Annotated in this window: 14 protein-coding genes and 1 tRNA gene; 4 read left to right on the top strand and 11 right to left on the bottom strand. The window is 42.2% G+C overall.

Annotation, left to right across the window (positions count from 1 at the left end; genetic code table 11):
- Positions 1 to 135: 135 nt before the first annotated feature.
- From dnaB to rpsF, 11 genes are all read right to left on the bottom strand, one after another.
- The gene (gene dnaB / locus DBT49_RS00165; protein ID WP_070558845.1) at positions 136 to 1509 is read right to left on the bottom strand and encodes a replicative DNA helicase; all 1374 of its coding nucleotides are present in this window, start codon (positions 1507 to 1509) and stop codon (positions 136 to 138) included.
- Positions 1510 to 1658: 149 nt separating this feature from the next.
- Entirely contained in the window at positions 1659 to 2111 is a 453-nt protein-coding gene (rplI, locus tag DBT49_RS00160; RefSeq protein WP_060779022.1) for a 50S ribosomal protein L9, read from the bottom strand.
- Between the two features lie 132 nt (positions 2112 to 2243).
- Positions 2244 to 3023 carry an ABC transporter permease gene (locus DBT49_RS00155; RefSeq protein WP_070558843.1) on the bottom strand — a complete coding sequence of 260 codons (780 nt, stop codon included), beginning with the start codon at positions 3021 to 3023 and terminating at the stop codon, positions 2244 to 2246.
- 13 nt (positions 3024 to 3036) lie between these two features.
- Positions 3037 to 3810 (bottom strand): ABC transporter permease, encoded by a 774-nt coding sequence (locus DBT49_RS00150; RefSeq protein ID WP_070558875.1) that lies wholly within the window; start codon positions 3808 to 3810, stop codon positions 3037 to 3039.
- Position 3811: 1 nt separating this feature from the next.
- Positions 3812 to 4522 (bottom strand): ABC transporter ATP-binding protein, encoded by a 711-nt coding sequence (locus DBT49_RS00145; RefSeq protein ID WP_070558841.1) that lies wholly within the window; start codon positions 4520 to 4522, stop codon positions 3812 to 3814.
- Positions 4523 to 4646: 124 nt separating this feature from the next.
- Positions 4647 to 6677, bottom strand: a complete 2031-nt coding sequence (locus tag DBT49_RS00140; RefSeq protein ID WP_070558840.1) for a DHH family phosphoesterase — start codon at positions 6675 to 6677, stop codon at positions 4647 to 4649.
- 2513 nt (positions 6678 to 9190) lie between these two features.
- Positions 9191 to 9712, bottom strand: a complete 522-nt coding sequence (locus tag DBT49_RS00135; protein ID WP_168163179.1) for a DUF3278 domain-containing protein — start codon at positions 9710 to 9712, stop codon at positions 9191 to 9193.
- Positions 9693 to 9902: a helix-turn-helix transcriptional regulator gene (locus tag DBT49_RS00130; RefSeq protein ID WP_013669762.1), complete on the bottom strand. Its 210-nt coding sequence runs from the start codon at positions 9900 to 9902 to the stop codon at positions 9693 to 9695. Before DBT49_RS00130 ends, DBT49_RS00135 begins: the two co-directional genes overlap by 20 nt.
- A 227-nt stretch (positions 9903 to 10129) precedes the next feature.
- Complete coding sequence (gene rpsR, locus DBT49_RS00125; protein WP_013669454.1) at positions 10130 to 10369, bottom strand: 30S ribosomal protein S18; 240 nt, start codon at positions 10367 to 10369, stop codon at positions 10130 to 10132.
- A 27-nt stretch (positions 10370 to 10396) separates the two neighbouring features.
- Positions 10397 to 10969: a single-stranded DNA-binding protein gene (ssb, locus tag DBT49_RS00120; protein WP_060779015.1), complete on the bottom strand. Its 573-nt coding sequence runs from the start codon at positions 10967 to 10969 to the stop codon at positions 10397 to 10399.
- A gap of 35 nt (positions 10970 to 11004) precedes the next feature.
- Positions 11005 to 11307 carry a 30S ribosomal protein S6 gene (rpsF, locus tag DBT49_RS00115; RefSeq protein WP_013669618.1) on the bottom strand — a complete coding sequence of 101 codons (303 nt, stop codon included), beginning with the start codon at positions 11305 to 11307 and terminating at the stop codon, positions 11005 to 11007.
- A gap of 833 nt (positions 11308 to 12140) precedes the next feature.
- On the opposite strand from rpsF, the gene DBT49_RS00110 reads away from it, so the two are divergent.
- The 4 genes from DBT49_RS00110 (at position 12141) to DBT49_RS00095 (ending at position 16124) form a co-directional block, all read left to right on the top strand.
- Entirely contained in the window at positions 12141 to 13442 is a 1302-nt protein-coding gene (locus DBT49_RS00110) for an amidohydrolase (RefSeq protein WP_070558834.1), read from the top strand.
- Positions 13435 to 14853, top strand: a complete 1419-nt coding sequence (locus DBT49_RS00105) for a YfcC family protein (RefSeq protein WP_070558832.1) — start codon at positions 13435 to 13437, stop codon at positions 14851 to 14853. The genes DBT49_RS00110 and DBT49_RS00105 overlap by 8 nt, the downstream gene beginning before the upstream one ends.
- A gap of 42 nt (positions 14854 to 14895) precedes the next feature.
- Complete coding sequence (locus DBT49_RS00100; protein WP_111846301.1) at positions 14896 to 15885, top strand: asparaginase; 990 nt, start codon at positions 14896 to 14898, stop codon at positions 15883 to 15885.
- A gap of 159 nt (positions 15886 to 16044) precedes the next feature.
- Positions 16045 to 16124 (top strand) — tRNA-Leu (locus DBT49_RS00095).
- Positions 16125 to 16257 lie beyond the last annotated feature (133 nt).

The raw sequence follows: 16257 nt of genomic DNA, 5'->3' as shown, positions 1-16257 counted from the left end.
TTTATAATGTTACTCCTGTTTGACCTAAAATGCAAGACTTTTTTTCATTTTAGGAGGAAAAAGTAGCCATAATTCGCAATTTCCTTATAGGATAGCGGAATTTCAATAAAATTACTTCCAATCAAAGGTCAGTGATTAGACCATTTCTTCATCCCTAAAGCTTACTGAAGAGAATTTATTGAACTCTTTGGTAAAGATCAACTTGACGGTTCCCCGAGCCCCGGCCCGGTTCTTTTCAATGATGACTTCTATGATATTATTCTCATCCTGGTCTTCACCCTCTTCTCCATCTTCGCGCTCGTAATAGTCTTCGCGGTAGAGGAAGGCCACGATATCGGCATCTTGTTCAATGGATCCCGATTCCCGGATATCACTAAGAACTGGACGTTTATCTTGTCTCTGTTCCACAGACCGAGATAATTGGGATAAGGCAACCACAGGACAAGACAGTTCTTTGGCTAATTTCTTTAATTGCCGGGAAATTTCAGAAACCTCTTGTTGGCGGTTCTCGCTCCGCCGGCTTCCTTCAATCAACTGCAAGTAGTCAATCACAATCAGGTCCAACCTGCCCTTGTCTTGGTATAGACGACGGGACTTAGCTCGGATTTCTGCCATCCGGTTTCCGGGAGTATCATCGATATAGATCTCAGAAGACCCCAAGGCCCCCATGGCCACAATTAAATCAGACCACTCTTGTTCCAGCAATTGCCCCGTCCGCAAGCGGCCCGCATCAATACTGCCCTCGGCACATAACATCCGGTTCACCAAGGATTCTGCCCCCATTTCCAAGGAGAAGAGGGCTACCACTGCGCCTTGTTTAGTGGCAACGTTTTGAGCGATATTTAAGGCGAAAGCCGTCTTCCCTACCCCAGGACGGGCGGCGATAATAATCAATTCGTCTTCATGGAGCCCCGCCGTCATGCGGTCTAAATCAGGATAACCTGTGGCTAGCCCCGTAATTGACTTCTTATTCTTGGATAATTCTTCGATAGTATCCAAGGACTGGTTCAAGACCTTACCAATATGGACAAAGCCACTGCGGTTACGGCTCTGAGAAACATCTAAAATCGAGCGTTCGGCATGGTCCAAGATATCCATGACATCCGATTGCTCTTCGTAGCTCTCTCTTGAGATTTCATTGGAGGCATGGATTAATTTCCGTAAGATCGATTTTTGTTCTACAATCTGGGCATAGTATTCCGCGTGAGCGGCAGTTGGGGTATTGGTCGCCAGTTCGAAGAGGTAGTCTGCCCCACCGACGTTGTCCAGCATGCCTTGACTTAAGAGGCTATCCTGAACCGTGATCACGTCAATCCCCTCTTGGTCTTCGTTCAGCTGCCGCATGCTTTCAAAGATGAGTTGGTGGGCCCGTTTATAGAAGTCTTGGGGTTCGATATATTCGTTGACAGCAGGAAAAACCTCAGGATCCAAGAACACCGACCCTAAGACTGCCTGTTCCGCTTCAATACTTTGAGGCGGAATGCGCTCGATTAAATTATCATCTGCCATCGCTTCAGACCATCCTTTCTCATCCGATCCCTACTATTATACATGAACTTTTGCGAATACCATATACTAATCCTTCTTAGTCAAAAAGACAAGAAAAAGAGCCAGTGAGGTAAAATCCCCCGATCCTGGCTCTCAAAGACGGCGACTAATTATTCTTCAACAATGTGGACACGGATAGTTGCTTCCACATCCGTATGCAATTTAACCGGAACATTCCGGTAACCGAAAGCCCGGATTGGTTCTGGCAGGTCAATTTTACGCTTGTCTACCTTGATATCATATTGTTTCTTCAAGGCCTGGGCGATTTGTTTAGAAGTCACCGAACCGAAGAGACGGCCATCTTCGCCACCCTTGGCTTTGACTTCCACAACAGTCTCTTCATCTTCCAATTTTTTCTTCAATTCCTTAGCTTCTGCAAGTTCTTCAGCAGCTTCCTTAGCTTGGGCTTTCTTCTTCCCTTCTAAGGCAGAAACGGCTGACTTGGTGGCTTCCTTGGCTAAACCTTTCTTGAAGAGGAAGTTTTGCGCATAGCCGGTATTAACCTCTTTGATTTCGCCTTTTTTACCTTGGCCTTTCACATCTTGTAGAAAAATGACTTTCATTGTTAAGCCTCCTTGTGTAATTTCATTGTCTCATAGCTAACAGGCTTTGTGTATCGGGCCTGTTCACGAATAAACATAATCTTATTCTAATAAAGAATTGACCAGAGCTCAAGCTTTGGCCTTGTCTTCCACTTACTTATCGGAGGAATGCCGGCGAATCAAGAGCTCGCGGTCGGTAAAGAACTTCCGATAAGTTAATAAGGAAGACACAAAAGTGGTAATTGCCGCTGTCGATAGGGTCATGAACATGACAATACTTTGATAGAGGACCGCTGTCATGGGGTCAACGCCCGCAAAGAGCAGCCCCATCATCATCCCAGGTAAAGTGACAATCCCTGTGGTCTTGGCCCCATCAATGGTCGGAATCATCCCATCAGCAATAGTTTGCCGGATTAATCCCTGGGAAGCTTGCCGGGGAGTGGCGCCCAATGCCAAACGTTCTAGAATGGCCTGTGATTGGTCACTAAAATAGGTCAACAGGTCCGAAAAGACTAAACCTACCGCATTCATGGCGTTACCAATAATCATCCCGGAAATGGGAATCACTTGGGACGGGGTCCATTGCACCGCTCCTGAGCCCACGAAGACAAAGAGCGTCACCCCTTCTGTCACCATCAGGGTCACCAGAGCAATCCAAAAGCGTCCCTTGATCTGCCCGCCTCGCTTAGAGGCATTCCAAGCTGCGATCACTAACATTACCAGTAATAAGAGGGCAGATAAATAAAAATTATCCTTAGTAAAAATAAATTGAAAAATCAATGCTGCAATCGACAATTGGATAACAATTCTAATCCCCGCCGTCAAGATCGCCTTCTCTAACTTCAATTGGTTAAAATAGGAAATCGCTAAACTAATCAATACTAAAGAAAAAGAAAAGGCTAGGGCTATTGGAGTCATGCTTACATTTTCCATACTATTCCTCCTCTTAATCGCGACTATGGGCGCTAAATTTTAAGCGTTGCCGGTCATCAAAGAAACTCTGATAAGCAAAGTGGGTGGCCACGTAAGAAGCGATGGTTGCCGTTGAGATATGGGTAAACATGATCATCATCTGGTACATAATGGCAGTCTTGGGCTCTACCCCAGCAAAGAGCAAACCATTCATAGTTCCCGGAAAGGTCACAATTCCCACTGCATAGGCCTTGTCCAAGGTTGGCCGCATCCCCTTTTGCATGGCTTGGCGGATAATTCCCATGGACGCCTGCTTGGGATTGGCTCCTAAGGCTAAGCGTTCTTGGATCTTCTGGCTGTCTTGGTCGAAAGTGGTCAGTAAATGTCCATAGGCTAGACCCAGTGCCGTCATGGAATTACCAGCAATGGTTCCGCCCAAGGCAATCACCTGAGAAGGGGTAAAAGCCAGGGCCCCAGCTAGGACCAGTAAGGACAGCGTCCCGACTACCGTAAAGCTAATGGCTAAGAGCGAGATCCAAAAAACATGGTCAATCCCCTGGCCCCGTTTGGCCGCGTGAAAGGCCGCATTAATAATAATCAGACCAATTAAAGTGGCGGTCAGGAGGGGGTGGTTGATATCAAAAATAAAGGAAAGGACCAGACCCACGAGGTAGAGTTGCAGGACCACTCGAAAAGCGGAAGTGACCAGTTCGCCCTCTAAGCCTAAACGTTGGCGGTAGGAAATGTAAAGACTAATCACCACCAGACCCGCACTGAGAACTAGGGAAAGGGGGTTAGCTTGGAGCATACTATTCACCCACTTCACCCCCTGCCTTTTCTTGGCTGGCTGATTCTTCTTCATCAGCTGGTGCTTTTTCTGTCGCTGATAAAGTCAACGTCCGGTCGGTCATCTCATGTTCGGAATCAATGTGAGAAACCATCAAGTAGGTCACCTGGTGTTTAGCGCGGTAATCTTTTAGCCAGGACCAGACCAGGTCACGGGACTTAGCATCCAGGGCACTAGTAATCTCATCTAATAAAAGCACCCGAGGTTCAAAAAAGAGGTTCCGAATTAAAGCGACCCGCTGCTTCTCCCCGCCAGATAAGGTATCAATTTCCTTATCGATAAAATGCCTATCCAGAGCCATGGCTTCTAAACCACGCTTAGCCAAGTCTTCATCAAAGTCTTCCCCACGTATTTCAAAGGGGAAGGCCAGGTTTTCCCTGACGGTATGGCCAAATAATTGTGGCGATTGGAAACAGTAGGAAACTTGTTTACGAATAGTCGTTGGTGGGTAATCCTCGATCGCTTGACCATTTAATTGGTAGCTTCCGGAAACCTGTAAAGCTGGGTCATATAATTGGGCCAAGTATTTCAATAAGGTACTCTTCCCTGACCCGGAAGGCCCTTTGACCCCGACAAATTCACCCGCTTCAATGGTAAAAGATAAGTCCTTAATAATATCCCCTTGGTCACTGGCAATAGTTAAATGGTCGACTTGGATAATATTCTCTTTCATAATTACCTACTTTCCTGATAAAGAAAATAATCAACAAGAGCCTGATTGTCCCATGTTGATTATCTTCCTTTCTATATAATAAATAATAAAAGTTAAAACCCTTCTGTTTTAACAGTCTTCTTGCTTAGTCTTCCTCACTTTGTTTCTTAATCACATCAATTAGTAACTCACGGGCTTGACTGACTGTCACATCAGAAATTTGGGTAGCGGCATTAGACAAGTGACCACCACCACCAAGTTCTTCCATAACGGTTTGCACATTGACATTCCCCATACTACGAGCAGAGATCCCTACCCGCTTGTCTTCCCTTAAGAAGACCACGAAGGAAGCCACAATGCCATTCATGGAGAGTAAGGAGTCAGCCGCCTGAGCCGCAGTCACTGTGGAATAGACCGTGTCATCGTCCCCCGCAGCGATCCCATAGTAAGGGGGCATGATGTCGACGCTTTCGATCAATTCATTCCGTTTAATGTATTCGGACAAGTCCTCCTTGAGGAACTCTTGAATCAGGATTGAATCGGCTCCACAGGATTTTAAGTAAGAAGCCGCGTCAAAGGTCCGTGATCCCGTTCTTAGGGTAAAGTTTCTGGAGTCAATAATAATCCCAGCTAACATGGTTGTTGCTTCGATCCGGTTAATGGATTTAGAGGAAGCATTTTGATATTCAAAGAATTCGGTGATCAGTTCACAGGTTGATGAGGCATAAGGTTCAATATACTCTAGAAGGACATTCTCAGGATATTCTTCCCCTTTACGATGGTGGTCGATAACCACTACCCCATTCACCATATCAATCAACTTCGGTGCGGTAGTAATGGAAGGCCGGTGAACATCAACGATAAAGAGTAAGGAATTGTGTTCGATCAGCTCTTCAGCCTCTTGGGGACTAATGATCGCTTCATTAATGACCTCGTCCTTACGTAATTCCACCAGTAACTTCTCAATATCAGAATTGATCCGCGATTCATCAATAATAATATGACACTTGCGATCATTCATCTCGGCAATACGGCGGATCCCAATGCAGGCCCCGATAGCATCCATATCCGGATAATCATGCCCCATAACAAAGATGGATTCGTTTTGTTGCATCATTTGAGCGATAGTGGTGGCGATTTGGCGAGATCGAACGTGTGTTCTCTTCACCATCGGGTTGGTTTTCCCACCATAGTAACGAGCTTTTTCGCTTTCAATCTTAATTACCACCTGGTCTCCCCCACGACTGAGAGCTAAATCCAAGTTAGATTGGGCAATTTCATTAATTTTACCAATATCGGGCGCTTCATCATCCTCTTCTTGGTAAGAAATCCCCATGGAAATGGTCAAGGGGAAGTTGCCCTTAGAGGTGGTCTCGCGAATGGTATCAATCACTGAAAAGCGATCTTCTTCCATTTCCATCAATTCCCCATAAGTAGTGACTAAGAGGAAACGGTCATCGTCCAGGCGCTTGATAAAAGAGCCAAATTTCTTAGCCCAAGCGAATAATTGCTTAGTCATAAAGTTATCCACTGTGGATTTCCGCCGGTCGGAATAGGAAGCGATGGTTTCGTCATAGTTGTCAATTAAGATGTTGGCAATGACTAGACGGTTCTTGTCAGCCACATCTGCAATACGACCGTATTCAGTGATATCTAGCATGTACATGGCATTTTGATCTTCCAAAAGTCCCACCGAGAGATAGTGGTCATCCCAGGAAATGGGGTGACCAGTGACATCATCTTCATCCGTTTCTTTTAATTGGTGGTAGATATCGGATAACACGCTATCCACGTCATCAATCTTATTGCCTAAAGTATCACTACTATTAAAGTAATTTTGCATATAGGGATTCATCCAACGTATGGTGTCATCCTCTTCAAACAAAATAATTCCTAGAGGAATCTGTAAGAGAATTTCATTTTCAATGGTTTGAATATCGTCAGTGAGGTTATAGACCTGCTTATTCAGTTCCTGTTCAATCAGCCTAAAAGCCACATAAACCAGAATAATAGCAAAAATAACCAAAAGAAATGAAATCATAGCTATTAAGGGATTGTTATGCATTAACATCCCTACCGCTAGGAAAACTAAGATGGCAGCAATAACCAAAGGCACAAAAATATTGGATTGATTTAAGATATTGGACAGACGTCCACTATGTTTATTATCTTTCATATTTTTCTCCTTTGTAGTTAACGATAAAAGTATACATACATCCTCTATTTTACCATATTTTTAATAAATTCTAAAGATTTCCTATTCTTGGGCTATAGGAGTCGGTGAGGGATCGGTACAGGAAAGCATTAGTGTCATTGAAAGAGCTGACATCGGAGTAAGGTAAGTTTTAAGAGGTCAAGCCTAGATTTCATAATCAATACAAGTTATTAAACTTGAACGGTAGAAATATCTTCTATTTTATATAAGAAGATATAAAAGAAGCCCTATCAAGGGATCCATTTTGATGTTTTCACACAAATGTTTCACGTGAAACATACTTTCTTATTTCTGAATTTGCAAATAAATTAAAAGCGATATAAATAGAACATCCAGTTCTATTTTCTATATAACCCTAGCTTAAATTTATCATCAGTTGTATAAAGCTAGAAAGACTTCAAACCTTAAGTATATAAAAGGGCCGCCTATCAATAATCTCCTTACATAGGTCTATCCATAAGAAGCAAATTAGTAGATACTATAAGTTATTTACCTTAATCAAGAAACACGAAATTAAGCATTTAGCTTTATAAAACTGCAAGCAAAGTTATAAATGCAACAAAGCTACACTCATATAATTAATTTATAAAGACTTATATACGAATACCTACTGCAAAAAGAAATTAAAATATGCAGAAATTTTCTGGCTTTCTATTCTATTGTTTAGGTTAGTTAATAGGTAGAGTAATTTATCAATTATAGCCTTTTTAGAATGAATGGATGATTAGATTAGTTATTAATATCCGCATGTAGGGAGAAAATTGCTAGCTACATAATGGAATGTTTCACGTAAAACATTCTGAAAATAGACGATTGATTACTCTCATTACTTAGCTTTAGCTAACAATAGCTCCCTCGAGAGAGCGTATATGAATATGAGTATATGAGCTGCTAACTTTATTAAAAATCTTGAAAACTTTGCTCCTATTATAATTTATTGAGAACATATTCATTGTTTCACGTGAAACAATAGCAGCAATTTGAGAGGTTTTATTTAAAATACCCATCTGTTTATACCTCTTGTTTCACACTTTTTAACTGTTCCATAGCTTATTCCCTCAACACTAAGGCGTACAAGCCTGTATTACAAGATCTATAAGACACAAAAACACCACAAATGGGTAAACTTAACACTAAAAAAGTATGCCTCTTTATTTTATAACTATTGATTCGTTTAAAATCTAGCCACTATATAGATAAACAAGTCCTCAAATAACTGATGTTTCACGTGAAACATTATTATATATGTGATTTTAAATCTGTTAAACAGAGAATTTTATGTTTCACGTGGAACAATTCTGTAAAACAAATAGATATTCAACTATATTGGTGTATTTATATAGACATATTCAGTCCTTATAGCAGTCTGATATACCTTTCTAGTTAGAGCAGAGATATTGTTGGGCATAAGGGTTCTTACAAAAGGCATCAAAATGTATTAAGTCGTAAGGTAGAAATAAGGTAAAGGCGCAAATTAACCCACCCAAGTAGAAGAGCAAATCAAATAAAACAGTTTAGTCATTTTATGAGGTAAACAAGTTTTAAAGGAACATAATGACAATGACTTAGTAGGATAAAAAGGAATTTATATAATTAAGCAAAGGCTCCGCCTCTAAAGGGTTAAAATTAAATTGTAAAAAAGAATTCAAAGTAAAGAGAAAGATGTTTCACGTGAAACATAAGTCAGTTTAGTTAGGCAGAGGACACCCGTATTAAAAAGTAAACTACGGCTTATTCTTGAAAAAATTTTCAATTAAATGCTTTCCTTATAATTACTAGCTTAATCAAAATATTAATAAAGTCATTAACTCACGAACAAAAGAAAAAGGTATTTCATAGCTAATAGCTATATCTATTTAATTTAGTAATTACAGGTTCATCTTAAATGAAAAGAGAGTAGTATATAAAGCTAATAACCATATCCCAGCTAATATTATTAATAAAGCACAGCTTGTACTCAATCAATCATCTCTTATTTACTAATTAATAAAGAAAGTACTCTACAAATAAGCAAAACAATAGCTAAAAAGAATAGTCAAGTTATAAAGAAGTCACTATGCAGAAATAACCATTACATCCATCTAGCCATAGACTAGACGATGAATATGAATAGGTTTCAACCTAGACGGGTTTCCTTTGAGTCAATCTTATAGCTTATCCACAAGCCTAATAATTAAAATACTCCTCACTCTATCCACTGTGTGTAAATGATATCCACTTGTGGATAAGACCACCGAAAAGAGTTTTATTCCTAGCAGAACACTTATAAGCCGAACACTTATCCACAATGACAAAAGGCTTAGTAGCAAGATTTCAAGCTAGAACATTCGTTTTATTAACAGATTTATCCACAAGTGAAAATCTACTGTTTTTTTGTTTCACGTGAAACACTTATCCACAAAAAAAGCCTAGCACACTCAGGCTAGGCTTCTTCTAATTCTTATTCAATTATTTATCCACAGATCCTTTTCATATTAAGAATCCTCATATTTCTTTAATAAATGCATATTCATATAATACATAAAGAGATAAAAAGTAACTGTCGCTACCAAGAGAAAAACAACTTCTCTCAGGCCAAATTGTACAGCAACTTCTCTAACCTTTTGCCCTAAGCTCTGAAATAGGAAAAGGATAATCCCATAGATAAGGGAACTTTTGGCGGTTTTCTTTCTTATCCGTTTTTTATTGGCTGAGTAATCAGAGGCATCAATTTCCTTAACCAGAATGCCTAATTTCATCGAAAAGACCAGGATATAGACCATAGTCAGAACGATGCCCAATAAAGATCCCCATAGGATGAAATTAAAGGCGATCGATGACTGGTCTGCTGGGAAGAAGAGGGCAATTAAAAATAGGATGGCTTCCCAGAACCATAGAAAAATAAAACACTTGTTTCCCATACGCTCACATTGAACAAGCCGATATTCATCCATTTCTTCAACGCCATAAAAGAATTTTAAGAAACGAATATAGAGACTATTCTTCTTTCTCATCATCATCTTCCTCCCAAAATAAAGCATTTAAATCAGTATCTAAGGCTTTGGCTAAGGCAATGCAGAGCTCTAGACTTGGATTATAACGGTCATTTTCAATCATATTCACGGTTTGACGAGCAACGCCAATCTCTTCAGCTAGAGCTTTTTGCGATAATCCCGACCGTGTGCGGTAATATTTTAAGCGATTCATCGTTCACCTCACCCATTTCACAACGATGTCAGTTATATACGACAGTATAATCGAATTTTTTTATTTTGTCAATTATAATAGACAAATTATCTTTAGATTTTCTTTTTCCACAAGTGGATAAGTTTTTCTCATTAGAATCATGCTTGGCAACTTTCGTCCGCTCAGCAGAAAAGAGCCAAATAAAAAAGACTGCGATAGTAGTTATCACAGCCTCCTTTATAATTTTATTATTCAGCAACGGTAAATGGCAATAGGGCCATAATCCGTGCACGTTTGATTGCTGAAGTTAAGGTACGTTGGTGTTTAGCACAGGTACCAGTTACGCGACGTGGTAAGATCTTACCCTTGTCAGAAACGTAACGACTTAGCAAATCGGTATCTTTATAATCAATAAAGTCCATATGGTTAGCGCAGAAGAAACATACTTTTCTACGTCTGCGTCCACCACGGCGACGATTTTGTGCCATGTTCATTATCCTCCTTTGTCCATTCCACTAGAATGGAAGATCATCATCAGCGATATTGATCGATCCGTCATTATCATTTGATGGGAAAGGATTATTGTTTCCACCAGCAAATGGGTCATTGGATCCACCAAAGCTGTTATCATTCATTGAAGGGGAATCTTGTTGATTATTATAGCCGCCAAAGCTTTGATTAGAGCCAAAAGAGTCATTAGCAAAATTATTGCCTGGGTTGGCAAAGTTATTGCCATTGTCACTGGCTTGTGGGCGTTGTTCAGTGACACTCTTAGGTTCCAGTAAGCTAAAGTTATTTGCTAAGACTTCAGTCACATAAACACGTTGGCCTTGTTGGTTTTCGTAGTTACGGGTTTGAATATTGCCTTCAATCCCTACCAAAGAACCTTTCCGTGTAAATTTAGCAAAGTTTTCAGCAGCTTTACGCCACATCACACAATTGATGAAATCTGTTTGGGTTTCACCTTGGGCATTGCGGTAGTTACGGTCACAAGCTACAGTAAAGTTGGCTACTGCAGTTCCACTTTGGGTATAACGTAGATCAACTTCCCGAGTTAATCGGCCGACTAAGACGACATTATTAATCATACAATGACCCCTCTCTTAAGACTTACTTCTTATCACTAAGCTTCAACTTTTGTAATCATATGACGTAAAATGTCGTCATTAATCTTGGCAAGACGGTTGAATTCATCAATTCCGGCTGCGTCTTCAGCTTCGCATTCGATCAAGTGGTAAACACCTTCACGGAAATCATTGATTTCATATGCGAAACGCAATTTTTGCCAATCTTCTGATTTAGTGATTGTTGTGCCGTTTGAAGTTAGGATATCGTCAAAACGTTTCACTAAAGCCTCTTTAGCTTCGCTGTCAATGTTTGGACGGATAATGTATAACACTTCATATTTTGTTACATTTTCACTCATCAGTTCGCACCTCCTTTTGGTCTATAAGGTTCTTAATTCAATTAAGAACAAGGAGAGTAATTTTCATACTCACAGTTTTTAATCATAGCAAAAAACACTAGGAATAACAAGGATAAAATCTGTAATTCAGTAAATTTTTGCCAAAGTACTTGAATGGGAGGCGAGGATAAAAGTCCTATCCTCTTTTCAAAATACCAAAATGCGTTCCAAGCGCAGAGCAAGCGTCCGCTTCAGGAAATGGCATCAATAATCTCTAGTTGAGTTCGTACGCCAGTCTTGAAGTCACTTCAGAAAAATTCCAACGCACAGTTTAGTTGAGTTCGGAAGGGGTAGGGGATGTCCTTTCAGAAAAGTTGAACGATCAAGCAAGTTGAGTTCGAACACCAGCCTTGAAGTCACTTCAGAAAATACCAACGCACAGCCTTGCTGCGCTTATGGTATTTTCCTCCAGTGATTCAAGGCTTTTATGGCGTTCTCACATCCTTATTTCTGATCTTATCATCTTTTCTTCCAAGGAATCTCCCTCCCTGATCCTTCCTCACATCCTTATAGCTGTGCTTATGGTATTTTCTTCCAGCGATTCAAGTCTTTGACGGCGTCCTCTCATCCTTTTTAAGAATTTTGCCGTTATTTCCTTCCAGCGGTCTTGCTCTTTAGCGCGCTTGTCACACTCTCTAGGTCTATTCTAGCAGTTATTTCCAAAATCTGCTGGAAGGAAGGTCAGGTTCTAAAAGCATCTGACTAGTCATAAGCTTTCTACTATTAGAGGAAATTAGTGAAGGGGCTATGCTATAATAAATGGATAAAAAAAGAAAGATGAGGGAGGAATCACTATGTCAGAAATGACATTGGCCCAAGAGCTATCGGCCATGCGCCGGTATTACCACCGTTTCCCTGAGCCGGCTTGGATGGAATACCAAACCACCATCAGTATTATCAGCCGCTTGAAGGCGCTTGGCTATGAGGTCAAGTACGGTAAGTCCATCCACAATCCAGACTGTATGATGGGGCAACCCAAAAAAGACCTGGCTCAGGCCTACGCTGCTACGATTAAGGAAGACGTTGATTTTGACATTCAAGAGATCCTAGCAGGTTATACCGGGGCCGTCTGTGAATTGGATACAGGACGTCCCGGCCCAAGTATTGCCATGCGCTTTGATATTGACGGTTTAGCCATTAAGGAGAGTAAGAGTAAGAAACACCTGCCCAACCGCTATGGTTTTGCCTCTAAACACAAGGGGTATATGCATGCTTGCGGCCATGATGGTCATATTACCGTCGGACTTTACCTGGCCCAATGGTTAAAGGACCACCAAGACCAGTTGACCGGAAAGTACTTGTTGATCTTCCAACCGGCTGAAGAAGGGGTTAAGGGCGGCAAGTCTATGGTCAATACCGGCCTGGTAGATGGTTATGATTACTTCCTTTCCGGGCATATCGGCATGGGAGCTCCTGCTGATAGCGTGACTATTGGTACGGATGGTTTTCTCGCTACTACGAAAACAGACATCCAGTTTTCTGGTTTATCTGCCCATGCGGGTGCCAGCCCAGAAAAGGGCCATAATGCCATTTTGGCTGCTGCTTCCGCCTTATTAAACCTGGAAACCCTGCCCCAATATTCTACCGGGGCCGCCAGAGTCAATGTCGGCAAGATCCAAGGTGGGGCAGGGCGAAATATTATTGCCAATTCCTGCCGCTTAGAAATGGAAACCCGAGGCTCCTCATCAGCCATCAATGACCATTTAAACAAGCGGGTAAAAGAGGTCGTTGCAGGGGCAGCCATGCAATACCAATGCAAGTACCAACTCCAACAAGTCGGAGAAGCACCTGCTTTAAACCACCGGGATGAGGCCTTCTACCAAGAACTCCATCAGCTCCTAGACCAAGCAAATATTTCTAATGCTATTGGCTTTCATTTTGGGGCCTCAGAAGATGTGGTCTTCTTTATGAACCGGGTGGCTGAACTGGGAGGCAAGGCTTGCTTTTTCCTCTTTGGTAGCGAGTTAGCCAAGGAAAACGGCCACCACAATTCTCAATTTGACTTTGAAGAATCCGTCTTAGTAACCATGGTGGAGACCTATACCCACTTATTAATGCATTTTGGACAGCAAGAGAAGGAGGAATTCCATGACTAAATCACGTTTACGCCGCTTTAAAATGCCCAATTCCCTAGTGGTCTTATTTATCTTATTAGTTGTTATTGCCGGACTGACCTATATCATTCCCGCCGGAGAGTTTGCTACCATGACCCTACCATCCGGGCAAGAAGTGGCTAATCCCGAGCAATTTAACTATGTTCCTAGCAATCCCACCAGCTTTACTGACTTTTGGAATGCCATTCCTAAGGGCTTCACCAAGAGTGCCAGCGTGATTGCCTTTACCTTAATTATTGCTGGTACCGTGGAAGTCTTAAAGAAAACCGGGCTCATTGATGGTATTGTCACTAATCTCTCAGCCCGCTTCTCCGATAACGGGGTCCTAGTGATTCCGATTTTGATGTTTTTCTTTGCCTTGATTGCGGCTTTTATAGGGACAGCGGAGTTAAGTTTAGTTTACCTACCCATTATTATGCCCCTGATTTTAAGCCTAGGCTTTGATAAATTAACGGCAGCGGGCGTAGTCCTCATTTCCACTACCTGCGTGGGCTTCTCCTCCGGTTTTACCAATCCCTTTACCGTAGGGATTTCTCATCAGATTGCCGGTCTTCCCATGTTCTCTGGGATGGGTTACCGGGTCTTGGTCTTTATTGTTTTCTATATGATTTCTAGTCTCTATCTCATGAGATATGCCAAGAAAATCCAACGCGACCCTGAAATCGTCCTCAAAGAAGCCTACCAAGAGGGCCTCTTGGAGTCTGAGGAGCAAAAGATTGGTCAAAACAGCCAAGCCGTCCGCCTCACTGGCCGACAAAAACTTATCGGTATCGTTTTGATCCTGCTCTTTGCCTATATGATTTACAATGTCCTGGTGAAGGGTTGGGGCATGATTGAGATGGCTGGACTCTTTGTCATGATTGCCGTTATCAGCGCCCTGATTGACCGGATGCCAACCAATGACTTGATCCAAGCCTTTATGGAAGGCTGTTCCAGTGTCCTATCGGGTGCTATCTTAATTGCGGTAGCCAATGGCGTCTCGGTCTTGATGAACGAGGCGAAAATCTTGGATACCGTAGTCCACCAATTTGGTAATTTACTCCAAGGTCTTCCGGTTTATCTGTCTGCCTTAGCTATTTTTCTCTTTATTACTTTATTCAATTTCTTCGTCACCTCGGGGTCGGGTAAGGCTATTGTTGCTATGCCGATCATCTCACCCTTAGCGCGGATGGTGGGACTCAACCAACAAGTGGCCGTCTTAGCCTACACCTTAGGGGATGGCTTAACCAATGTTTTCTATCCGACTTCGGGTTACTTTATGGCGACTATTGCTAATGCCAAGATTGAGTGGGGCGACTGGGCCAAGTTCTTCCTGCCGCTCTTAGGGATTCTTTTCCTTGCCAGCATGGCCTTAATTAGCATTGCCCAAATGATTGGCTACGGGCCTTTCTAGACCATTGTGACGACCAGTATCAAGTAAAAAAGGAGGCAACAGATGTCAAATAAACGTATTGTGTTAATTAATTTAGGCGGGACCATCACCAGTGTCCATACCCAAGCTGGGGGATTACAGTCAGGCTCCTTAACCGGGGCCGAACTGTTGAAGGATATGGACCTGTCAAACTTAACCGTTGACCTCAAGATTAAAGAAGTCAAAAGTATTCCTTCTAACGAAATGAGCTTAGCCGATATGGCCGATATTGCCCAAGCCATTGAAGCGGAAATCGACCAGGGTGCCCAAGGGATTGTTCTCACCCACGGGACCGATACCATGGAGGAGACCTCTTATTTTGTCGACTTGCTCCTAGATACCCCCGTTCCCGTCGTCTTTACCGGCAGCCAGTTATCCAGCCAAGACTTGGGTTATGATGGCTTTTCCAATATCCGGGATGCCGTCTTGACCGCTGCCAGTGATGATAGCGCCGGCAAGGGGACCCTCCTGGTCTTTAACCAATGTATCTTTACCGTGAATGATGTCGTGAAAAACAATAGTATCGGTCTCCATGCCTTTGAATCAGTTAATGCTGGACCTCTAGGCGTGACCTATGGGGCCCGGGTCCACTATTTCCGCGACTATCACCCGGTCAATAAATTCCCGGTTCACTTAGAGCAAAGCTTCAGCCCCAATGTCTACCTGGTCAAGGCCAGCTTGGACTTCAATCCTAAGATGGTTACTGCCTTGGTTGAAGCGGGGGCCGAGGGCTTTGTTTTAGAAGGCTTTGGGGTAGGGTCCTTGCCACCAGCCCTCCAAGATATCCTCGCCCAAGTTATCCAAGCAGGGATTCCGGTCGTCTTAGTCGCTAAAGCCAACCGCGGCGGTGTCCATAAGGTCTATGCCAGCAAAGGCGCCGCCATTCAATTAGAACAAGTCGGCGTCATCTTAGACCAAGGCTACCTCAACGGTCAACACGCCCGCCTAAAACTCATTGCCATGCTCAATAGTCCCTTAAAGGACGATATTGCCGGCAACTGGAACAAGTACTAATAGTTACTTCAAACGCTTGAGGAGGCCTTTAAAAAGATTCTCAAGCGTTTTTTTGAAGGGGACTTAAGCTTAAAAGCTGGTAAAATGTTATCTTTTATCAGTCCCCTTGATTTTTTCCTTTACATTTACCCAAGTTTAGGCATACAATAGTAACATCGCGCAGGCGTGGCGGAACGGCAGACGCGCTGTCTTCAGGCGGCAGTTTCTTTGAAGTGTGGGTTCAAATCCCATCGCCTGCATAAAACGCTTCTATGCGCTTCTATGCTCTTTCAAAAGCTTGATATAACAACGTTTTAGCTTTTACTTACTTTTAGTTATTTCTAAGAAATCACGCAAATATCACGTAAATTTCACGCAAATAAAAAATACATC

The sequence above is a fragment of the Aerococcus mictus genome (assembly GCF_003286595.3).
Lineage (GTDB): Bacteria > Bacillota > Bacilli > Lactobacillales > Aerococcaceae > Aerococcus > Aerococcus mictus.
This window is presented reverse-complemented; position numbering and strand designations above follow the sequence as displayed.